Source organism: Antrihabitans spumae (assembly GCF_043944905.1).
GTDB lineage: Bacteria > Actinomycetota > Actinomycetes > Mycobacteriales > Mycobacteriaceae > Antrihabitans > Antrihabitans spumae.
In genome coordinates, this window is the sequence record NZ_JBIMSN010000050.1 from 66219 (window position 1) to 86653 (window position 20435).

General features: G+C 63.0%; 20 protein-coding genes and 1 pseudogene. 5 read left to right on the forward strand and 16 right to left on the reverse strand.

What is annotated here, in order from left to right; all coding sequences use genetic code 11:
* Positions 1-9: 9 nt before the first annotated feature.
* Both car and ACHIRB_RS11675 read right to left on the reverse strand, forming a co-directional pair.
* A pseudogene (gene car / locus ACHIRB_RS11670) lies at positions 10-3485 on the reverse strand (carboxylic acid reductase).
* Positions 3486-3534: 49 nt separating this feature from the next.
* Positions 3535-4383, reverse strand: a complete 849-nt coding sequence (locus ACHIRB_RS11675) for an HpcH/HpaI aldolase/citrate lyase family protein (RefSeq protein ID WP_395124879.1) — start codon at positions 4381-4383, stop codon at positions 3535-3537.
* 261 nt (positions 4384-4644) lie between these two features.
* Between ACHIRB_RS11675 and ACHIRB_RS11680 the strand changes: the two genes are divergently transcribed.
* Positions 4645-4983 (forward strand): helix-turn-helix domain-containing protein, encoded by a 339-nt coding sequence (locus ACHIRB_RS11680; protein WP_395124878.1) that lies wholly within the window; start codon positions 4645-4647, stop codon positions 4981-4983.
* A 31-nt stretch (positions 4984-5014) separates the two neighbouring features.
* A complete protein-coding gene (locus tag ACHIRB_RS11685; protein WP_395124877.1) occupies positions 5015-5704 on the forward strand; it encodes a hypothetical protein in 690 nt (229 codons plus the stop codon).
* 4 nt (positions 5705-5708) lie between these two features.
* Here ACHIRB_RS11685 and upp read toward each other — a convergent pair whose 3' ends face one another.
* From upp to ACHIRB_RS11715, 6 genes are all read right to left on the reverse strand, one after another.
* The gene (gene upp / locus ACHIRB_RS11690; RefSeq protein ID WP_199705592.1) at positions 5709-6338 is read right to left on the reverse strand and encodes a uracil phosphoribosyltransferase; all 630 of its coding nucleotides are present in this window, start codon (positions 6336-6338) and stop codon (positions 5709-5711) included.
* Between the two features lie 28 nt (positions 6339-6366).
* Entirely contained in the window at positions 6367-7590 is a 1224-nt protein-coding gene (locus ACHIRB_RS11695; RefSeq protein WP_395124876.1) for a URC4/urg3 family protein, read from the reverse strand.
* Position 7591: 1 nt separating this feature from the next.
* Positions 7592-8842 (reverse strand): GTP cyclohydrolase II, encoded by a 1251-nt coding sequence (locus ACHIRB_RS11700; protein ID WP_199705590.1) that lies wholly within the window; start codon positions 8840-8842, stop codon positions 7592-7594.
* Between the two features lie 163 nt (positions 8843-9005).
* Positions 9006-9974 (reverse strand): GGDEF domain-containing protein, encoded by a 969-nt coding sequence (locus tag ACHIRB_RS11705; protein ID WP_395124875.1) that lies wholly within the window; start codon positions 9972-9974, stop codon positions 9006-9008.
* Positions 9975-10074: 100 nt separating this feature from the next.
* On the reverse strand, positions 10075-10461 hold the full coding sequence (locus ACHIRB_RS11710; protein WP_395118721.1) for a DUF5313 family protein: 387 nt from the start codon (positions 10459-10461) through the stop codon (positions 10075-10077).
* Positions 10458-10811, reverse strand: a complete 354-nt coding sequence (locus tag ACHIRB_RS11715) for an ArsR/SmtB family transcription factor (protein WP_395118723.1) — start codon at positions 10809-10811, stop codon at positions 10458-10460. Before ACHIRB_RS11715 ends, ACHIRB_RS11710 begins: the two co-directional genes overlap by 4 nt.
* An 82-nt stretch (positions 10812-10893) precedes the next feature.
* Here ACHIRB_RS11715 and ACHIRB_RS11720 point away from each other — a divergent pair, with 82 nt between their 5' ends.
* Positions 10894-11535 carry a YoaK family protein gene (locus ACHIRB_RS11720; protein WP_395118725.1) on the forward strand — a complete coding sequence of 214 codons (642 nt, stop codon included), beginning with the start codon at positions 10894-10896 and terminating at the stop codon, positions 11533-11535.
* Here ACHIRB_RS11720 and ACHIRB_RS11725 read toward each other — a convergent pair.
* From ACHIRB_RS11725 to ACHIRB_RS11740, 4 genes are all read right to left on the reverse strand, one after another.
* Positions 11528-13324 carry an SDR family oxidoreductase gene (locus ACHIRB_RS11725; RefSeq protein ID WP_395124874.1) on the reverse strand — a complete coding sequence of 599 codons (1797 nt, stop codon included), beginning with the start codon at positions 13322-13324 and terminating at the stop codon, positions 11528-11530. The two genes, ACHIRB_RS11720 and ACHIRB_RS11725, sit on opposite strands and share 8 nt — an antisense overlap.
* Before the next feature lie 72 nt (positions 13325-13396).
* On the reverse strand, positions 13397-14596 hold the full coding sequence (locus ACHIRB_RS11730; RefSeq protein ID WP_395124873.1) for a TetR/AcrR family transcriptional regulator: 1200 nt from the start codon (positions 14594-14596) through the stop codon (positions 13397-13399).
* Positions 14597-14643: 47 nt separating this feature from the next.
* Positions 14644-15795: an acyl-CoA dehydrogenase family protein gene (locus ACHIRB_RS11735; RefSeq protein WP_395124872.1), complete on the reverse strand. Its 1152-nt coding sequence runs from the start codon at positions 15793-15795 to the stop codon at positions 14644-14646.
* A complete protein-coding gene (locus tag ACHIRB_RS11740) occupies positions 15796-17028 on the reverse strand; it encodes an acyl-CoA dehydrogenase family protein (RefSeq protein ID WP_395124871.1) in 1233 nt (410 codons plus the stop codon).
* A gap of 83 nt (positions 17029-17111) precedes the next feature.
* Between ACHIRB_RS11740 and ACHIRB_RS11745 the strand changes: the two genes are divergently transcribed.
* Positions 17112-17702, forward strand: a complete 591-nt coding sequence (locus ACHIRB_RS11745) for a hypothetical protein (RefSeq protein ID WP_395124870.1) — start codon at positions 17112-17114, stop codon at positions 17700-17702.
* Positions 17703-17725: 23 nt separating this feature from the next.
* The gene (locus tag ACHIRB_RS11750; protein WP_395124869.1) at positions 17726-18058 is read left to right on the forward strand and encodes a YidH family protein; all 333 of its coding nucleotides are present in this window, start codon (positions 17726-17728) and stop codon (positions 18056-18058) included.
* Here ACHIRB_RS11750 and ACHIRB_RS11755 read toward each other — a convergent pair.
* From ACHIRB_RS11755 to ACHIRB_RS11770, 4 genes are all read right to left on the reverse strand, one after another.
* The gene (locus tag ACHIRB_RS11755) at positions 18039-18533 is read right to left on the reverse strand and encodes a DUF2231 domain-containing protein (protein WP_395124868.1); all 495 of its coding nucleotides are present in this window, start codon (positions 18531-18533) and stop codon (positions 18039-18041) included. The two genes, ACHIRB_RS11750 and ACHIRB_RS11755, sit on opposite strands and share 20 nt — an antisense overlap.
* An 81-nt stretch (positions 18534-18614) precedes the next feature.
* A complete protein-coding gene (locus ACHIRB_RS11760) occupies positions 18615-19082 on the reverse strand; it encodes a DUF6069 family protein (RefSeq protein WP_395124867.1) in 468 nt (155 codons plus the stop codon).
* A 102-nt stretch (positions 19083-19184) separates the two neighbouring features.
* Complete coding sequence (locus ACHIRB_RS11765; RefSeq protein ID WP_395124866.1) at positions 19185-19625, reverse strand: DUF6069 family protein; 441 nt, start codon at positions 19623-19625, stop codon at positions 19185-19187.
* A 25-nt stretch (positions 19626-19650) separates the two neighbouring features.
* Entirely contained in the window at positions 19651-20361 is a 711-nt protein-coding gene (locus tag ACHIRB_RS11770) for an SRPBCC family protein (RefSeq protein ID WP_395124865.1), read from the reverse strand.
* Positions 20362-20435: the final 74 nt, after the last annotated feature.

Below are 20435 nucleotides of genomic sequence, written 5' to 3' on the forward strand. Positions count from 1 at the left end.
GTACTTCGACTACAGCAGGTTGTGCAGGCGCAAATCACTGATGTACTTCGCGATCAGTGCCGGCGACAGGTGCGGAACATTGCCTTCTGCACCGACTTTCGCCGCCTGGACAGCCGCTGTGAATCCATGTGCAGGCAACGCCGAGCCGCGAACAGGGTTGCTGGGGCGCCGATAGGCATGCAGCAGGGGAAGTAGCGACGCTTGGCGCTGCTTTTCGGGAAGGGATCGCAACGCCGTCTCGAAGCGCGCAAGCCAATCGGCGTAGTCGTCGACGCGATGGATCGGATGGCCGGATTCGATAAGCCAGTCGACGAAGGTGTCGAGCGAGATGCCGTCGTCGTGCGGATTGACGACGTCGAAGGTCCGCAGTCCCGCAACGGATTCCGTGCCCAGTGTGGTGATGGCCTCGGCGACGAAGTCGGCAGGTAGGCCGTCGTAGTGTGCGCGTTGGCGGTTCCCGTCCTGGTCGGTGCGGTAAAAGGAGAACGGTGCGAGCGCGGTGGTGACGATGCTCAGCAGCAGTCGAGAGAAGATGTCCGGTACGTTCAGCTGACCGCCGAATCGACTGTGGGCCAGAATCATATCCGACCGAAATACCGAAACAGGAAGTCCGCAGAGGTCGTGTGCTTCTCGGAGCAGCACCTCGCCTGCCCACTTGCTGTTCCCGTAGCCGTTCGCGTAGTTGTCGTCGATCGTGCGTACCGGGCTGACGTCCCGGATGTCGCCGTCCTCTTCGAAGGCGGACGGAGCGATCTGGGCGGCCACCGCGACGGTCGAGAGATAGGTGACCGGCTTGATGTGCGACGTGATCGCAAGCCGAACGACCTCGGCCGTTCCGACAACATTGGGACCGAAGAGTTGCTCGTACGGCAGCACATGGTTTACCAACGCCGCCGGGTGAACGATCAAATCGACGTTGTCTGCCAACTTGTTCCAGGTCTCGTCGTCGAGTCCGAGGTTGGTCTCACCGATGTCGCCTGCCAGCACTTCGAGGTACCTGTCGGCGAGCTCGCGGTGCCGGGCGAGCAGGGCGGGATCACCGCTGTCGAAGGCGTCGTCGAGTCGTGAGCGCGCCGCGGCGACGTCCCTGCCGCGGACGATACAGACCAGCGAGCCGCCGCCGGATCGGTCGAGTCGTTCGAGCCAGTCCAAGCAGAGAAATCGACCGAGATGCCGTTGGCGCCGGTCAGCAGAACCGTCCGCACCTGGCCGGTAGCGGTCGGCAGGGTCAGTGCAGCGTCGAGGGTTCGGCTGTCGATGAATTTGTCCAAGGTCAGATCCGTGGCACGTGCGTGCTCGCCGACACCGTGGACCGAGGCGAACGTCGGTCGTAGCGAACCGGACGTTCGCGCGGCCGTCACGTACTCCGCCAGTTCCCCCAAACCGTGTGCTGGACTGACGATCACCCCGACAGGTACGTCGACGTCGAAGATTTCGCGAAGCAGATTCGAGAACGACAGCGCCGACAGCGAATCGCCGCCGAGGTCGGCGAAGTGTGCGTCCGGGCGCAGATCGCTTGCTGCGCAACCGAGCAACGCTTCTGCGGCGCGTCCGATGGTTTCGAGAACACTCAGCTCGGCTGCCTCGTGCCGCAGCGCGATGAGGTCGTCGGCTTGCTCTTCTGCGAGCACGGCGTAGAGCTGCTGCAGGCGTGGTGCGTATCGTTCGATCAGCTTGGGTCGCAACAGCTTACCGATGCCGGACAGCAAGCCGTTCGCGGTGGTGAACGGCTCGGGCTCGATGATGAAATCGCGTGGAATCTCGTAGGAATTGAGGCCGGCGTCGCGGCCTATCCGGTGTAGCGAATCGCTCAGTGCCGCTTTCGGGTCATCGCACGCTAGCAGTTCCTCGGTCGGCACCACGACCGCAAGCACGTACGCGCGCTCGCTGCTGCCGTAGACGAAAATCTGTTGCAGCAGTGGGCTACTGGCAAACACTGCCTCCAATGTGGCGACTGCGACGAACTCACCCTGCGACAGTTTGAGCACGTTGTTTCTGCGGTCGACGTAGGAAAGTCGACCCGGTGCAAGCTCGGCCACGATATCGCCGGTCCGGTAGAAGCCGTCCGCATCGAAGATCTCCGCATTGATGTCGGGGCGCTTGTAGTACCCGGGGATCATGGTGGACGTTTTCAACAGCAGTTCGCCGCGTGCGTGTGGTTGGTCGGTACCGAAATAGCCGAGTTCGGGCACGTCGACCAACTTGTATTCCAGCACCGGCGGTCGGCGGACGATCGTATCGATCACGACGCCACCGCCCGCCTCGGTCGAGCCATAACCGTCGTGCAGCTCGAGTTCGATCACCGATTCGACGAAGCTCTTCATCTCGGCGGCGATAGGCGCGCTCCCGACGACAACGGACATGTACCGACCGCCCAGAAAGCTCTCGCGCAGTTCAGCTTTCACGGTCGCATCGAGTGCTTCGCGATCGGTGCCCGGTTCCGATCGCCGGTCCATCTCGCTTTGGTAGCGCTGAAAGATCATGTCGCACACTCGCGGAACGAAAAACAGCTCGGTTCGCCGGGTCAGTGCGATGTCGTCGAACAGGGTCGACATGTCGCTCTTGGCTGTGAAATAGGCGGTGCCCCCACGCGCGAGAACGCCGTGCAGACTGATACGGCCTGCGATGTGGCTCATCGGCATGTAATTGAGGTTGATCCCGGCGACCTCCGGTTGGGACAACCAGACGGCGGTCACCAAACTGCGGGTGTACATCGCGCCCTTCGGAGTTCCCGTACTGCCGGAGGTGTAGATCAGAAGTGCCAGCGGATCCTCGTCGTCGTCGGGGACGAACAGCGGTGCTGTCGGCAACCGACGGCCCCGGTCGATGACCGAATCGAGCGACTCCACAACTACCGAGGTGTTCGCGAGGCGCGCGACGGCGTCGTCGTATGCGGTCCGCTGAACGTCGTCGTCGCAGTGGTAGTCGAAGACGATCAGACGGTGCGGAGCTGCGCCGGACTGCACGAGCTCGACTGCAATGTGGAGGTTCTCGGCGCTAACCGCGAGAGTATGAGGCTCGGTCTCTGCGACGATCGCCGACAACTGCGCAACCGAAGCTCCGGCTTGAAGCGGGACCGCAACGCCGCCGAGATACGTGCACGCCAGGTCGACGATGGCGTAGTCGGTGCTCGTGAATCCGAGCGTTGCGACGAATTCGCCGGCGCGCATCGGATTGTCGGTATCGAAATGCCACGCCCCGGCCACCGCGCTGACCCGTTGCCACAGCTCACCGTAGGTGATCGTGACGAACTCGGGCAGCAGGTGCACCGTCCGTCCACCGGAGGTGTCGACCGCCCGATGTCCCATCGCAGGCCGATCTGCGTAACTCTCCATCACGGTCGTGACGACCTGCGCGAGTTCGATCCCAGGCTCCCGCAACGCGGCGCCCACGTCCTTGTTCGGACGCGCGTCGCGAATCTGCGGGTGAGCGGCATACAGCGCTGCGATGCGCGCTGACAACCGAGTCTGGGAATCTTTTGCCATGCGGGCACCCTATGCCAGGGTCACTCCCGCGCCGCGGCGGCGAACCCGATCAGGCGGGAAGCACGTCGTACGCGGTGGCCAACCGGGTGATCTTGCGGGCGCGGCCCAAGCGGGGAAGGTCGCTGCCGTCTCGTACGGTGCCGCCCCGGTACTCGAAGTCGGCCAAGAATTGGAGTGCCCACCCGACATCCGACGGAGTTGGGCTGAGGACCTCGTTGACAACCGGTGCCTGCTCCTCGCCGAGGCACAGTTTGCCGGTGAGTCCGAGCGAGACCGACATAGCGGACTGGTCACGCAGTTGGGAATGACTTGTGCCAACGGTCGGGCCGTCGATGGGGCCGGGGAGTTCGCCGATCCGACTGGCGACGACCAGGCGAGAGCGGGGGTAGGCCATGGCGAGATCGTCCGCGCTTGCGCCTGTGTCGCGACGGTAGTCACCGCTGCCGAAGGCGAGTCGGAACGCTCCACGGGCCCGGGCGATCGAGGGGGCTTCCTCTATGCCGACCGCAGACTCGATCAGTGCGAGCACTGGCGTCGAGCCGCCGAGGCGATCGTAGGTTTCGCTGATTTGTTGTGGTGATTCGGTTTTGGCGAGCATGACGCCTGCAAGTCCCGGTAGTCCGCTGAGTTGGTCGACGTCGTCGGACCAGAATTGCGTGCCGCGACTGTTGATGCGGACCCACGCCGAATTTCGTTCGAGCCAGGTGGCGACGGCGTCACGTGCGGCCGGTTTCAGGTCGGGATCGACGGCGTCCTCGAGATCGAGCACGATCTGATCCGCCCGCGACCCGTGGGCACGGTCGAACATGTCGGATTGCCTGGCATTCACCAACAACCAGGATCGTGCGACCGATGCGTCGATCGGTCTGCGGACGATTGTCGTCGTGTGCGATTCCATGGCATCCACACAACCTGCCAAGTCAGCGGATAACCACCTTTAGTGCATTGTTTGCGTCGCCGATCCGCTCGGCCCGACGTGCCAGCCCCCTGCGCTTTCACGTCGAGAGCACTTTCCGGTCGGCTGCCACCCCTCGAGGTGCCGACCGGAATGCTCCCGCTCTGCAAAAGTCATCTTCCCATATGGGCAGGTGGTTCGCTGCCTGAATTCGCTAGAGCGCAACGAAACGCTCGAGCGGCTGCGATGGGTAGGATCATCGTTATGCCGAGCGGGAAGCGACTGGCAGGTCGCGAGCAGGCTGCGATCGTTGAAAACATCCGCAGCGAGATGGTCCGCGCCAAAAAAATGACGCAGAGCGAGCTTGCCCGTCTGGCGGGCTTGCCCGAAACGACGTTGAGCAAGATCCTGAACGGCGACTCGGTGCTCGATGTCGAGCAGACGTCGGCAATCGCAGCGGTGTTCGGGCTGACGATGTGGGAACTCGCGATGCCAGCCGCGCTGCGCACCGATCGGGGGATCGCGGGTCGGCTCCGGCGGGCGGCTGCTCGGCACCGCGAAGAGGTGGACGTCGACAAGAGCGCGCGAGATCTCGGTCTGTGATGCCGTGCAGCTGCCGGTAGTGTGATTTCCCGTGTCGACCGACCGATACGACACCGCCCACGTTGTCGTGAACGCAATTGCTCTCGTCGTGCCCATGACGCTCGGAACCGTCTGGGTCGCGCGAATGGTCGACCGCGATCAACCTCGCCATCGCGAACTGACGCGTGTGTGTGGCTTCCTCTTTGCTGCCACATTGCCAATCGTGCCCGAAATCGCGGCGCAAATGCGGCATTTGTCGGAGACCTACCTCGATCTGGCGAACATCAACGTGGTTGTGGGTAGGTGTCTCGTACTACTTGCGGCCGGTGAGTACGTCACGCTCGGCGGACGACTGTCGGGTAGGCCGGGCCTGGTCAACTATGCAAGACCGGTAAGCGTGGTCGCTGTGGTGCTGATCCTCGGCATCTACGTGCTCACCCCCATGCGGACCCTCCCGGACGAAGGCGACGGGATCTTCAACGTCGTCTACGGCGCGATGGCGGCCACCGCGTCGACGACGGTACTTCTCGCTGCAGCATGGGCTCGGCGACGATCGCTCGATCCGGATCTGCGCCGCTCACTCGGCGCGCTGGTCTGGGCGTCGGCACTCGGTGCCGCCTACGGTCTCCTCGCGGCTGCGTCTGCGAACCTCGCATTGATCCGTATCGTCGCAGCGGCGTCGCTGGCAGCACTAGCCGTCGCAGGCATTCGAGTAGTGCTCAGACACCAACGCGCGGCGTAGCCGCCTATTTCGTTCCGAAGATCCGGTCGCCGGCATCGCCCAACCCCGGCAGGATGTAGCCCTGCTCGTCGAGTTCGCGGTCGACGGCAGCGGTGTATATCGGTACATCCGGATGAGCCTTGTGCAACGCCGCGACACCTTCCGGACACGCCAACAGGCAGACGAACTTGATCGATTTGGGCCCGCACTCCTTCAGCCGTTCGACTGCAGCGACTGCGGAGTTGCCCGTCGCCAACATCGGATCGACAACGACGACGTCGCGCTCGCGGAGATCGCCTGGCATCTTGAAGTAGTACTCGACCGCGCCGAGCGTGCGCGGGTCTCGGTAGAGGCCGATGTGCCCGACCCGCGCTCCCGGAACCACGGTCAACATGCCGTCCAAGATTCCGGTGCCCGCGCGCAGGATGGAGACGAAGACAACCTTCTTACCGTCGATCACCTTGCCTGTCGTGCGCTCCAACGGCGTTTCGATCTCGATTTCCTGCATCGGAATGTCGCGCAGCACCTCGTAGGTCATCAGCGTCGACATCTCGTTGGCAAGTCGTCGAAAACTGTTGGTGGAAGCTTCTTTACGACGCATCAACGTCAGCTTGTGCTGCACGAGCGGGTGGTCGATCAGGTGTACCGTTCCCATCGAATCTTGTCCTGTCGCTCGAATGAATTCAGAAGACCGTGCCGTCGCTGACGATGGTCAGCGGCGGTAACCCATCCCGGAGACGTTGTGCGAGAACACGACCCGCCGCCCAGGTACCACCTTCGAGGACACATGCCAGCGGTAGCCGCTCGGCATCGACCCCGAGCTGTTCCCGTACGAGGGGTGCCAGCTCGTCCAGCAGTGCGACCGTCAGTGCGCGCCACTCGACGATCAGTTCGTCGCCGACCGCCCAGTTGCGTTCGGCAAAACCCTGCTCGCGCAATACCAATACGCCGGTGTCGAGCAGCAGTCCGCCGTTGCGGTACTCGGGCAGGCCGGTCAGCGCGTCCAGCCCGGTGACCCGCACGCCGGCCCAACCGAACGGTTCGAGCAGCGAATAGGTCAACCACTGCGACAACTTGTGGAACGGCACCCAGCCTTTCGTCAGCCCCGGACCCTCGACCGCCCGGTGCTGCCAGCAATCGCCGAGCGGGTGGGTGCCGATCATGTTGTCTGCCAGCCAGATACCCGAGAGCCACGCGAGCAGCAGCGACAGAATGTCGTGTGCCGCGACGCTCGCAGTCGCCGGATCCTGCTGCCCGACCAGCGCATCGAACAAGCCACCTGGGCGACCGTCCGCGCCGAACACGTCGGGACGTGCACGCAAGGCGTCGCCGAGTCTGTGCAGCAACCGGACTCGGCCGTCGAGCCCGACGAGCGGATTGGCGGACCCGACACCGAACATCGCGGCGAGGTGGCCTTCGTCGAGGTTCTGTAGGCCGACCGGATCGACCTGCAGCGGCTTCGACGGATCACTCGAGAAGCCACCGCTGACGAACCCGTGCCAGCTCGCAACGCCAAGACCTTCCGACCGTGCGAACCGCTGACCGCTGACCGCTTCGTCGTAGTGCCAATCCGGTCCTGCGCCTGCATCGAGCAGCACACTCACAACGGCAAGGTCGATCATCGCGCGTGCGCGCGCGGGCGCATCCGACGCAGCCAGTGCGGCATCGAGTTCGGCTTTACGGTCGATACCACCGGCCTCGAAGTGTCGCCACCTGCTGTGGAACGGAATCTCTAGGTCAGGGTAACGCGCGTGGGTGACGTCGGCTACCTCCTTCGCCGCGGTCGGTAGTGCGCCGTCGTTCACGCCGAACCAGCGCGAATTACCCTCGCGCGCACGAAGAAGCAACTGGTTCGCGCGGTCACGCACAGCAGCCGTGGTGCGCAGGGTGGCGACTGCGTCCTCCACCTCAGCCGTCCAATCCGCGGCCCTTGGGCTTCGTCAATTCCTCGGCGTCGGGCACAACGCCTGGTGTGAAGTAGCCTGCCGCCATTTTGGCGTCGATCTCGACTCGCGCGTCGGCAGGGATGAGATCGTCGGGGAGGTCGACACGTTCACCGACCTCGATGCCGGATCCGGTGATGGCGTCGTACTTCATGTTGCTCATGGAGACGAGACGGTGGATCTTGCGGACGCCGAGCCAGTGCAGTACGTCGGGCATCATCTCCTGGAACCGCATGTCCTGAACGCCTGCAACACATTCCGTGCGGGCGAAGTACTGATCTGCGGTGTCGCCGCCCTCTTGGCGTTTGCGTGCGTTGTAGACGAGGAACTTGGTCACCTCGCCGAGCGCGCGACCTTCCTTGCGGGAGTATGAAACCAGGCCGACACCACCGCGCTGTGCTCCCTGGATCGACTCCTCGATCGCGTGGGTGAGATAGGGCCTGCAGGTGCAGATGTCGGAACCGAACACGTCCGAGCCGTTGCATTCGTCGTGCACACGCGCGGTCAGCTCTACGTCTGGATTGGCGAGATCACGCGGGTCGCCGAAGATGTAGACGGTCTGCCCGCCGATCGGCGGCAGGAACACCTCGAGGTCCGACCGGGTGACGAGCTCGGGGTACATGCCGCCCGTCTCCTCGAAAAGCACACGGCGCAAGTCGCTTTCGCTGCAACCGAAGCGCTGTGCAACGCCCGGCAGATGCCAGACGGGTTCGATCGCAACCTTGCTGACCAGAGCTGCACCGTTCGGCAAGAGGAAACGACCGTCGGGTTGCAGGCGGCCTTTGTGCACGGCCTCGATGATCTCCGGCAGGATCACGTGCGCCTTGGTGACGGCGATACTGGGCCGAATATCTTGGCCCGCAGCAAGTTCCGCGGAGAATACGTCGGCGACGATGGCGCCCCACGGGTCGAGGCTCACGATCTTGCCCGGCTCGCTCCACTGGGGATACGGGCCGATGATGTTGGTCGGTGCCGTATTGGTGAGGTCGGCTTTGTGCTTGCGCGACAACGCACCTGCCGCGACGGCCAACGCTCGGTAGATGCTGTAGGACCCACTGTGTGTGCCGACTACGTTGCGGTGCGCACGATTTGTCGTCGTACCGACAACCGGCCCGCGTTCGGTCGCGGTCGGCGCCGCCCAGCGGATCGGTAGGGATCCGACACCGCCACTGTGCGAGGTCAACCGAATGTGGCTCGTTGCTGCTTCATCGGACATGCTCGCTCCTTCGTCCCCGTCCCGTCTGCTCGCGGTTGCGGGAATTCGCAAGCATATCCACTCGACCGCACCTATGTCGGTTGTCGCGGGTTCCTCGTCAGCCGTGCTCGATACGAACCGATGGGCTCGTCGATATCCTCGAGCGGTCGAGTCATCGATCCGACTAGCGCGACGGGAACGGTTCGCGGCGCGTCTTCTTCTGCTGATACATAGCGGTGTCCGCGGCCTTCCATGCACCTGCGAAACCTTCGGCGATCGTGTACTGGGCGTGTCCGAACGATGCCGTGACGCCGACCGCGTGGAGTGCCTGCGACAGACGTCGGGTCAATTCCTCTGCGTCGTCCGCTGTCGTCTTCGGCGCCAGAATGCCGAACTCGTCGCCGCCGACCCGGGCAACGATGTCGGCGCTACGCACGTTGTCCGCGAGTGCCCGAGCGGCGGTACGGAGATATTCGTCGCCGGCGTGGTGTCCCTTGGTGTCGTTGATCGGTTTCAGATGATCCAGGTCGACGCTGATCACTGCGCCGGGGTCGCCGAAACGCCGATAGCGAGCCTCTTCGTGTTCGAGCAGGCGTTCCCAGCCCCCTCGATTGAGCAGCCCGGTCAAGGTGTCCGTCGAGGCGCGCAGCTCGGCCTGTTCGAGTGCCCGTTGCACGGCGGTGCGGTCGAGGTCGGCTTCGAGAACGTTTGCAAGCAGTGAGACGAGCAGCTCGAGGAGCGACTGGTGGGCTTCGAGTGAATCTTCGTGCGGTTTCTCGTCGAAACCGCAGAGCGTGCCGAACAGTGTTCCGTCCGAGGTGACAAGCGGCAGGCCGACGTACGTGCCGACCGAGAGTGCGGACGCTTCTTCGATCGCCGCGTACTGGGGCACCTCACGGACGTCGGGTGCGATGTTCGGGGTCTCGCCGAGAACCATGTACTGGCACATCGAATCTGCCCAGGCAACGGAATCTCCCGATGTGACCGGGAACGCGACGTTGTTCACTGTGAGGTACACCTGGCGTTCGCCGTCGAATCGCGTCACTCCCCAGAAGCCGAGCGGGATTTCGTTGCGCAGGTAGGTGAGGATAGCGTCGCTGGCTAGATCGAAACGGGGCGGGAAGTGCGGAAACTGTGAGTAATGGCTGCTCACGCATCCTCCGTCCGGTCGAATCGGCTCCCGACAAGGCGGTCAATCGAGAGTACCCGGCCCGAGGGAATCGTAACCGCTGGTGGTTTGCTGCCTGTCCAGTCTAGGTATGCCCGTGCCGATCGCGGTAGGCCTGGTATTCGACTGCGTTCTTCACCTTGTCCTGCTCGTCGACCAGGGCCGGGTCGAGGCCGTGCTGGGACAGGCGATGACGTCGGTACACCCGATTGAGTGCGATCGCGAAATAGACGAACGGAATGAGGATCGGCACCGTCATGCTGATGTAGACGTACAGCGTCGTCGGTATCAACAGCAGCGGCAGAAGCAGCAGGATGCAGGGAATCGTGACCCTGACTACCAGTCGAGTCGCGGAACCCTTGCCTGCTAGATCGTGTCGAACCCACTCACGCATCGATGGCGGAAGGGTGCGTCCGTAGGAGTAGGTGATGTATTCGATCAGATTGGGCTTGGTACGCGTTTCGGTGCTCAAAGTCTTTCCTTAATAGGGTTTTCGTCGATTTCGCCTAGGGTTTCCGCCTGACTGACGACCACGCCGAGCAGGATCTCTCGCGCGACAGCGAGTAGTTCGGACACCCTCGGTGACGCCAGCGCATAGGTCACGAACAGTCCGTCGCGACGGGCCGTGACCAGTCCGGCGCGGCGCAGAACCGAGAGTTGCTGCGAAAGGTTCGATGGTTCGATCCCGACCTCTCCAAGCATGTCGGACACCGTGCGCTCGTGTTCGCTGAGCAGTTCGAGCACCCTGATTCGGACCGGGTGGCCGAGGGTTTTGAAGAAGTCTGCTTTCATGCGATACAGCGGCTGGCTCGAGTTCGGCATTGTGATCCTCTCCAGACTCGAGCTGTAGACGTTCATGGTTGACTATATTCAAAGTTTAGCAAATAGCGGCGGAAGGAGTCCGGTGCTCGATCACGACCGCCGTGAGATGACGCTCGCGGCCATGCTGTCCGGGGTCGCGGGCTTTGTGGATGCGATCGGGTTTCTGCACTTCGGAGGCTATTTCGTCTCGTTTATGAGCGGGAACACAACGCAGGCGGGAGTATCGCTTGCCCAGGGTGACTTCCGAGATTTCGGCCTCGCGATCGGATTGATCGTCGCCTTCTTCGTCGGAGTCGTCATCGGGTCGCAGGCAAGTCGCCGAGTCCGGGAGCGACGATGGATAGTGCTCGCGATCGTCGCGTCCATCCTCACAACGGCAGCGGTCTTCCATCACATACCGTTCGCCGCTTTTATAGCGCCACCCTTGATGGCTGTCGCGATGGGTGCACAGAATTCGGTGTTCGAACGTGACGGGCAAGCGACGATCGGTCTCACCTTCGTCACCGGGACGCTGGTGAAGCTTGGTCAAAGTGTGTCGAGGCTGATCGACGGTGAGCGAAGCGTCGTCGGGCTGCGGTACTTCGCACTCTGGTCCGGCCTCGCTGCAGGCACTGTCGTCGGTGCCGTGACCTACCTGTGGATCGGCCTGTCCGCATTGTGGTTCGCCGCAGCGCTGACCGCGTTCGGCACGGCAGCGTTGCGGCGTATGGGGACAGTTACTTGATCAGGTTCGAGTTGGCCGCACCGAAGCGAACCAACGCAGGCGCCAACCGACTGAAGTGATAGCTGAGGTGTGCCTCGGGTGTCACCGGAACAATCGACTTGTTGGTCTTGACCGCGTCGACGATGCAGTCAGCCACTTTATCGGGGGTGTATCCCCGCTTCTGGTAGAGCCGATCGAATTTTGCCTGCTTCTGCGCCTGCTCGTCGCTCGATACACCAGAGAACTCGGTGGTGTTGGTGATGTTCGTGTGGACGATGCCAGGGCAGATCGTGCTGACGCCGATGTTGGCGCTCGCCAACTCGGATCGCAAGCAGTCGGAGAACATGAACACCGCCGACTTACTGGTCGCGTACGGGCTGAAGCCCTGCTGCGCGCCGAATGCGGCCATCGACGACAGGTTCACGATCTGCCCGCCGAGTCCGCGTTCGACCATCTTCGCGCCGAACGACCGAGATCCGTTGATGACGCCGAAGAGGTTGATGTCGATGACCTTGCGGAAGGTCGCTGCCGGCGTGTCGAAGAATCGGCCCGCCTGCCCGATGCCTGCATTGTTGATCAAAATGTCTGGCACGCCGTGCTTTTCGGCAACGAGATCGGCGTGCGCCTGCACGGCGTCCGCGTCGGAGACGTCGAGTTGGTAGGCATGTGCGACGCCGCCGAGTTCGGCGATCAACGTGGCAGTCTCCTTCGCCGAGGCGAGGTTCACGTCGGAAAGCACCACCTCGGCGCCTTCGCGAGCGAATGCGAGCGCAGTCTCCCTGCCGATTCCACTGCCGCCGCCGGTGATGACGAGAAGTTGGTCGTCGAAGTGCCGTCGCTCGGACTTCGTCACGCGAGCGCGACGTAGTTCACGCGTGGGTTCCTTGCCGGACAGGGCGTCGATGAGCTCGATCGTCGCCCGCGCCAGAACCTGCGGATGCGAGAACGGCACCCAGTGGCCTGCGTTGACGTCGCGACGCCAGAGACGCTCGGTCCAGCGGGATTCGTCGTCGTAGCCGGCAGGTCGAATGGCGACGTCCAACGTGTCGACGATCAACTGCACAGGAACCTTGGTCTCGCGTTCGCGCGAATTGAAGATCCGCTGGACGATGTTTGCTCGGTAGATCCGCAGGCCGTTGACGAGGTCCTGCTTCAGGGTGTCGGCGAGAAAGATGCGGTCGGAATCGGTGCCTTCGACCACTTTCAAAAACGTCTTCCAATGCGACTCGTTGCCGAGCCCGAACAGCGCCTTCGGCAGTGCAGGCGTCATGAACAGGAACGTGTAGCCGGAAGACAACAGTTGAGAAACCGGTTGCCATACATTCTTCGGCGTCGGTCGAGACAATCTGCGGCGCATCCACTTGCCCACGTGATCGAGGTTCGGGCCGGATGCCGACGTGAACGAGGCGATCCGCTCTTCGGCGGCGGGCTCGCACACTGCCTCCCACACCGAGATGGAACCCCAGTCGTGGGCGAGCACGTGCACCGGGCGATCCGGGCTGACCGCGTCGGCGACGGCGAAGAAATCCGATGCCAGTGCACTGAGTTCGAAGTCGCGGTAGCTGTCCGGATTGGTCGTCCGACCGTGGCCGCGAGTGTCGTAGCTGACGACATGAAAGCGGTCGGCGAGGAACGGTACGACGCCTTCCCACAGACGGTGGGTATCGGGCCAACCGTGCACGAGAATGATCGTCTCGCCGTCCGGATTGCCCTGTTCGTAGACCGCGATCTCGATCTCGCCGTTGCGAACGAATCGCTCGGAGATGCCGTGCGCAGTGTCGGTTGCGTCGGTCGGCTTCGTATCTGTCACGTTCGTCTCCAGGTATCGGTCGCGAGTTGATGGACAAGAACGCTACTCGATTGCCGCCCCCCGATGTGACCCCTACGTGACGCCGAGAAGATCTCGACCGATCGACGCGATCGCAGCTGCTATGCCGGGACGCGTGCGAAGGTGCGGTGTCAACGCGACGTCGTTGATCAGCGCTTGCGCTGCCTGGACGCGGATCCTGGCGACCGTCGTGTCCCATTCGGGATGAACCGTTCGGACCAGATGAACCCACTTCGCGATGTAATCGTGCTGTGCGACGCGCGACCTGTGCCGCTCGGTGTCGGGAAGGTGCGCGGACTCCGAGACGAGAATTCGAACCAGGTGCGGGTTCTCCATTGCGAACGATGCGTAGCTGTCGAGCAGGCGCCGGACTCCGTCGCGGGAATCGGTGGACTGGCCGAGAGCTCGCCCCATGTCCATCTGCAGCCACTCGTCACCCCGGAACATGGCGGCGACGAGGATGTCGGTTTTCGCCGCGAAATGACCGTAGACGCTCGGCCCGGCAATTCCGACCGAAGCGCCGATGTCGTCCATGCTCACGCCCGCAAAACCCTTGTCGGCGAACAGGACTATCGCTTCGCCGAGAATGGCTTCCCGACGTGATCGGGTCGCATTCAGTAGGCCCGCCGTGCGATTCGATGCAGCCGCGCCCACCGGCAGTTCGATAGATGCATCGAGCACGGCTGCAACGAGTTCGGTCAGCAGTGTCGCCGATTCCGGCGCTGGGAGCGTCAGTCGGTGGAACGACATGCTGTTGGCAACGGCGAGTGCGCACCACGCCAGTAGGTCGGACTCGGCCGCGCTGAGCTGCGGGCGCCGGGCACCGATGATCCTCATCAGACGCTCGCCGATCAGTCTGGTTTCGGCACGCAGATCCTTGCGGTCCTCCTCGGAGAGGTGGCGAGCTTCGCGCCGCCACAGGACGCCGACCGTTCGGTGCTCGAGTGCGGCTGTTGCGAGAACTTCCGCGAGATCGGTCGTGTCGTCGGACTCGGCTCGCGCAAGGGCGTCGACGAACGTGTCGAGCGCATCCGCAACGACCTGACCGAGAAGTTGCTGCTTGCCTCGGAAATGGCGATACAGCGCGGACGGACCGATCGCGACTGCCTCGGCCACGTCACTCATCGCGACGTCCGCGTAGCCGTGTTCGTAGAACAGCGTGCTTGCTGCCGCGACGATGAGGGCGCGTCGGTTGGACGGTCGCGTATTTCGGGCAGGACGGTCCTGCGTCGGCCCGTCCTGCACGCTGGTCATCGCGACGATGCTACCGGCGGCGATTGCTTCGCCTGGAGCGGTCAGCCCTAGTCAGCCCTTGTCAGTGCGGCATAGCGGGCGATGTGGAAGTCGGCAGGACCGTATTCGTTCTCGATCGCGGTAAGACGTTTGAAGTAATGCCCGATCGCGAGTTCCTCCGTCATCCCCATACCGCCATGGAGTTGGACGGCGTTCTGGCCGATGAATCGAGCCGCCCGACCGATAGTCGCCTTGGCAGCCGAGATCGTTCGAGAGCGGCGCTTCGGTTCGGCATCGAGATTCAGGATCGCGAGATGTGCTGCGGCAACGGCCTGTTCGAGTTCCATGGACATGTCGACCATGCGGTGTTGCAGCACCTGGAAGCTGCTGATCGGCTGCCCGAACTGCTGCCGCTGCTTCGTGTATTCGACCGTGTCTGCCAACACTTTTCGCATACAACCGACAGCCTCCGCCGCAACGGCCGCCGTTGCTTCGTCGATTGCCTGGTCGAGCGATGCCCACGCCGTGCCCTCGGCGCCGAGAAGTGCGTCGGCCGGCAGCCGGACATCGGTGAAGACGAGATCGGCTGCGCGGCGGTCGTCGATCGTTCGGTAGCTGTGGACTTCAAGGCCTTTCGGCGGATTGCCTGCGTCGAACTCGATCACGAACAGCGACAGTCCGGTCGTGTCGCGGCGCTCGCCCGAGGTCCGTGCGGTGAGGAGAAGATGCGTCGCGAAAGGAGCGCTACCGACAACTATCTTGGCGCCGTTGATGATCCAGGAATCACCGTCCTTCGTTGCTGTGGTCGTCACGTCATGGAGTGTGTATCCCGAGGTCGGCTCCGTGGCAGCGAGGGCGGTGATCACGTCGCCCGACGCGATGCCGCTCAGTAGTGTTGAAGCCTGTTCGCCACCTGCGCGTTGCAGTAGTCCGCCACCGACGATCACGGTGTCGACGTACGGCTCGACGACAAGCGCGTAGCCGAGCGCCTCGGCGATGATCATCGATTCGACTGGGCCACCGCCCATTCCGCCGACCGACTCGGGCAGCGTCGCGCCGAGGATGTCGAGTTCCTTCGCGAAGCCGCGCCAAATGTCGGGTTGCCAGCCGATCCCGGACTTGGCAACGGTCCGGCTCGCCGCCAGGTGGTAGCGGGTGGCGAGAAACCCGGTGACGGTGTCGCGCAGCAGTTCTTGTTCGTTGTCGAGTGCGAAGTCCATCTACAGACCCAATCCGGCTTTGGCGAGAATATTTCGTTGAATTTCGTTGCTACCGGCGTAGATCGAGCCGGCGCGGTCGTTGAAATAGTGCAGGGGAGCGACAGCTTGCCATTCGGCGCCGCTGAGGTAGCCGTCGGCCGGTGGGGTGTACTCCGACAGCGGTCCGCCGGGTGCCGTCGCGTGTGGTTGGTACACCCGTCCTCGCGGACCAGCTGCCTCCAGCGCCAGTTCGGTGATCTTCTGGCTCAGTTCGGTTCCGAGGATCTTGATCATCGAGGCAGCTGGTCCGGGGTTCTTCCCGCTGGCAAGCGCTGCGAGCGTGCGGAATTCGACGATCTCGAGTACGTCGACCCGAATGCGGGCTTCGGCGAGTTTGGCCGAAAATGCGGGGTCGTCGAGCAGCGGTCGGCCGTCGGGTCCGGGCTGTTCGGCGGCTGCGTCCGCGACCGAATTCGACATGGCCTGCAGCATCGGTGCCGCCGCGCCGCCGCCTCGCTCGAAGATGAGGAGATACTTCGCAACGGTCCAGCCGTCGTCGATCTTGCCGATGACGTTTGCCTTCGGCACGCGGACATTGTCGAAGAACACCTGGTTCTGCACTTCTTCGCCGGAGGTCATCACCAGCGGCCGCACCGCGATACCCGGACTGTTCATGTCGATGAGCAAAAAGGTGATGCCACGCTGCTTCTGCGCTTCCTTCGATGTCCGCACGAGGCAGAAGATCCAGTTGGCTTCGGTTGCGTGGGTCGTCCAGATCTTGCTTCCGGTGCAGACGAGGTCGTCACCGTCCTCGATTGCGGCCATGCTGAGCGACGCCAGATCCGAACCGGATTCCGGCTCGGAATAGCCCTGGCAGAAGAAGACCTCACCGGTCAGGATGCGTGGGAGGTAGAAGTCCTTCTGCTCGGCCGTGCCGAATGCGACGATTGCGTGGGCGACCATCCGAATTCCCATGGGGGACAACAGGGGAGCGCCCGCCCGGATCGACTCGGCGCTGAAGATGTAGTGCTTGGCCAGACTCCAGTCGCAGCCGCCGTACTCGACGGGCCACGCCGGCGCTGCCCAACCGCGTTCGTGCAGGATGTGCTGCCATTCGAGACTTGCCTCGTGGTCGGAGTAGACGCTTGTCATCAGGCGTCCGGCGCGGCGCAACTCGGGCGTCAATTTCTCGGCGAGGAACTCGCGGACGTCGTCTCGAAACTCGAGTTCGTCGGTCGACCAGTCGAGGTCCATACGGTTCGCTCCTTTGCGAGTACGGCTCTGAAAATCAAATATATGTGATCAGACTAGCACTGCCTGGATGAGAGTATGGACCCATGACGGGGTGGTGGGGACGGTTGCGCACGGCATGGAGTCGGTTCTGGTCGACACCACCGGGGTGGTTGCTGTTCGCGGTGGGCGCGTGCGCCTGCGCTGTACTGCTGTGGTTGGCGACTGACCCAACCAGCGGTGATGCCGAGTTGTGGATCGCTGCGATGTGCACGCTGGCGGTCGTTGGCTTGGCTTGGATAGTCCGACTAACCAGCTATTCGGGCAGCCATGGAGATACAACCGGCAGGCAATGGGCCAAGGTCGCGGCAATACCACTGTTGTTCGGAATCGTTGCGACAGTGCTCGTCAACGTCGACTTGGTGAAGGTGCGGTGGCAGTTCGCCGAGGGATCGTTCGAACAGGCTGCGCGGGACATGCTCGGGTCCACAGCCGTGGAACGGTGTCCTGGCGTCGTCGGCGGATTTCGTTGCAGTCAACAGTGGGAGCGGAACGGCAACGTCTATTTCGATCTGGACGCGGGGGTACACGAGACCGGTTTCGTATATCGCCCCAACTTGATTGCCGATCGGCGGGAGTACACCCACATCGACGGTGACTGGTACGAATTCTCCAGGCCCCCCGGCTACATGGACTAACTCGGACGCCCTAGCCTGAAATCGTGACGGACAACGAGCCGGACTACCGGTTCACGCTGGCGAACGAGCGCACGTTTTTGGCGTGGATCCGGACGTCGCTTGCCCTCTTGGCATGTGGTGTCGGTGTGGTGCAGTTCGTTCCGGATTTCGGGCCGAAGCCGCTACGTCTGGCCGCGGGTCTCGCGTTGGCTGCCCTTGCGCTCTATCTTGCGTCGACCAGTTACCAGCGGTGGCAACGAGTCGACGACGCGATCAGGAGCGGCCGTCCGCTACCCCGATCGATGATGCCTGCGGTGATTGCTGTCGGTATCACCGTCATAGTCGTGCTCGCGTTGGTCATGATCCTGCTGGGCTAGCGGGCAGTTCGAGGGTCATGGCGGTTCCTCCCCAGACGGCGCGCGAACCCGAATCGCCGATGCGGTAGGTCTGCACGCAGACAGCGACGCCGACCGCGATGGTCAAGGCTGCGATAGCCCACACGACAACGGGTTTGAGCGCCTTCGAGCGATGTTCCGCGACGTGAACGGCCGTGACGGACGCCGCGGCGACGGCGAGCGCGATCGAAAACCAGATCATCGTCTCGCCGAGGTTCATGTGCGTTCGGAGCACTTCGGAGTTGCCGAACTTCTCGGCGAGTGATCTGCCCGCTCTGACGGTCAACCGTGTCAGGACGAGAACCACAAGTGCGGTCGGGAGGAGCAACCAGACGAAACGTCGTCGGGCGGCGGGCCAAATCGCACACACGATTGCGAGGACAGCGGTCGCCGGGGTGAGAACAACGATGAAATGGACCAGCAGGGGATGAGCCGGGAGACCGTTGATCGTAGACATCGCCACTCCTTCGGCCGAACCGCCGGACTTTGTGAAATCCTACCGACGGTTCGGCAAGGGTGCGAGTTCCGGTTGCCGGGCTCAGTTGCGGCGCTTCGCTGCCCAGCCACGTTGCATCGCGTCGAGTCCGACGTAGATCGCGATGGCGATCACAACGTGCATGGCTGAGAGCGAGATCGTGCTCGGACCATCGAAGGGTGCGTTGATCGTCAGTCCGATCGTCAGAATCGACAGTGTCGGTCCGATGATCTGCGCGACGCGGACGACACCCGCCCAGTAGGGGAGCAGCACGGCGGCCGCGGTCATGCCGATCAACGTAGGAACGACGGTGAAGATGACGACTCCGCCGGGTGCGGCGTCGGAGGGCTTGCCGTCCGCGACTATGGTGAAGTCGCCACCGAACGCCCAACCTACAAGCCAGACAATGAGATTGATGACGAGTGCCGCGACGACGGCGAACGCGACAGCTTGCGGGCGGTTGAGTGCTCGACGATTGTGGGGTGTGGTGCCTGGTGTTGCGGTGCTGGTTTCTGCATTTGTGGCAGTCATTCGGAAATCCTTCGTCAGGCGATGGTCGGGGGTACCTGACCCATCGTTCAACCTGAACAATGGTTTAGGTCAAGTCGAATCCCGAAATCGTGCTGAACGCGGCTACTTCGCCAGATTCCGGCGCATACCTTCCAGCCCGACGTAGAGCACGGCTGCGAGCGCAACGTGCATCAGCGACAGAAAGACCTGGGAGGTCGTGGAGTCGAATTTCGTCATCACGGTGCCGGCGATCGTCGCAATGGCAAGCACCGGACCCACCACCTGAGCGACCCGCAGAATCACGGGCCATTTCAGCGACAGCAATGCTGCAGCTGTCATTCCGACGATCGTCGGCAGGGTCGAGAGAAAGATGACGCCCCCTGGGGCGACTCTCATGACCTCGTCGCCGTCTTGCGCGTCGTAGGAGGCACCTGCAGCGAGGCCGATCAGCCAGATCACCAGGTTGATCACAAGCGCGACGAGCACGGTGCCGACGACGCCTTCGACTCGGCTGAGCCGCAACGCTTTCAACGAGGACAGGCGGTCGGGAGCGGTGTTGGTCATAGCTTCTCCTTGTATGGGTAGTTGCTCACGCGTAGATGTTGTCGAGCCAGTTCTGCCAAGCCAGTTGCGTTGCGACGTGGTCGATCTCGTCGGTGAAGAAGTGGTGTGCAGCGTCGACCGTTCCACCGAAGTTGTTGCGGCCGTAGAAGCGGTACAGGGTTTCGGCGCTGCGCAATCCGAGGAAGTATTCGTTCGTATAGTCGACCTCGGCATCGACCGGCGTCGACCCGGGTACGTCGATGGTGACGCGATCACCCACGCGCGCTGCGGAATCGACGCCGAGTGCGCGTCGAAGTGTAGTCAAGGCGTCGGGTGTGCCCGATGCCGGCGGACCGTCGGCGGAGACGTAGGTGACGGGTCTGCCCGCGAAGTGCCGCAGGTATTCCCCGAGGCTGTGCAGGTAGAAGTCGGTGTGCTTGCTCGCGCCGTCGTACTGGTTGTCCCAGTCGTCGACGAGGATGCCGCTGTGCACGTAGCGCAGCGAAGCCGTACCGCCGTCGCGTGCCTCGATCAGGTACTCGAGCGCGTTGAACCAGCCGTCGGCTTCCTGGCGGATCGCGAGTCGGTTGGGTGGCTCCCATGCCTTGACGGGATTGTTCGTGGAATTGTTCGCGTCGATATCCGGGTCGCCGCCGGTCGGAAACATCCAACCGGCGGTTCCGGTGGTGATCGCTGCGAATACCTGCTCCGGGTCGACCGGGAGGATCACTTCGCGTTCGATGGAAAATTCGTGCACGGTTATGCCCTCCGGGCTCGTGAGACATCCCTAGGCTTTAAGAGTCAAGCGGCGAGTGTTTTCGGCGTTGTTCG

Excerpts from the sequence above, each read along its gene's own strand:
- ACHIRB_RS11675 (WP_395124879.1), bottom strand. The coding sequence starts at position 4,383 with ATGGAATCGCACACGACGACAATCGTCCGCAGACCGATCGACGCATCG.
- ACHIRB_RS11680 (WP_395124878.1), top strand. The coding sequence starts at position 4,645 with ATGCCGAGCGGGAAGCGACTGGCAGGTCGCGAGCAGGCTGCGATCGTT.
- ACHIRB_RS11745 (WP_395124870.1), top strand. The coding sequence starts at position 17,112 with ATGACGGGGTGGTGGGGACGGTTGCGCACGGCATGGAGTCGGTTCTGG.
- ACHIRB_RS11755 (WP_395124868.1), bottom strand. The coding sequence starts at position 18,533 with ATGTCTACGATCAACGGTCTCCCGGCTCATCCCCTGCTGGTCCATTTC.
- ACHIRB_RS11730 (WP_395124873.1), bottom strand. The coding sequence starts at position 14,596 with ATGACCAGCGTGCAGGACGGGCCGACGCAGGACCGTCCTGCCCGAAAT.
- ACHIRB_RS11735 (WP_395124872.1), bottom strand. The coding sequence starts at position 15,795 with ATGGACTTCGCACTCGACAACGAACAAGAACTGCTGCGCGACACCGTC.
- upp (WP_199705592.1), bottom strand. The coding sequence starts at position 6,338 with ATGGGAACGGTACACCTGATCGACCACCCGCTCGTGCAGCACAAGCTG.
- ACHIRB_RS11765 (WP_395124866.1), bottom strand. The coding sequence starts at position 19,625 with ATGACCAACACCGCTCCCGACCGCCTGTCCTCGTTGAAAGCGTTGCGG.
- ACHIRB_RS11760 (WP_395124867.1), bottom strand. The coding sequence starts at position 19,082 with ATGACTGCCACAAATGCAGAAACCAGCACCGCAACACCAGGCACCACA.
- ACHIRB_RS11700 (WP_199705590.1), bottom strand. The coding sequence starts at position 8,842 with ATGTCCGATGAAGCAGCAACGAGCCACATTCGGTTGACCTCGCACAGT.
- ACHIRB_RS11715 (WP_395118723.1), bottom strand. The coding sequence starts at position 10,811 with ATGCCGAACTCGAGCCAGCCGCTGTATCGCATGAAAGCAGACTTCTTC.
- ACHIRB_RS11740 (WP_395124871.1), bottom strand. The coding sequence starts at position 17,028 with ATGGACCTCGACTGGTCGACCGACGAACTCGAGTTTCGAGACGACGTC.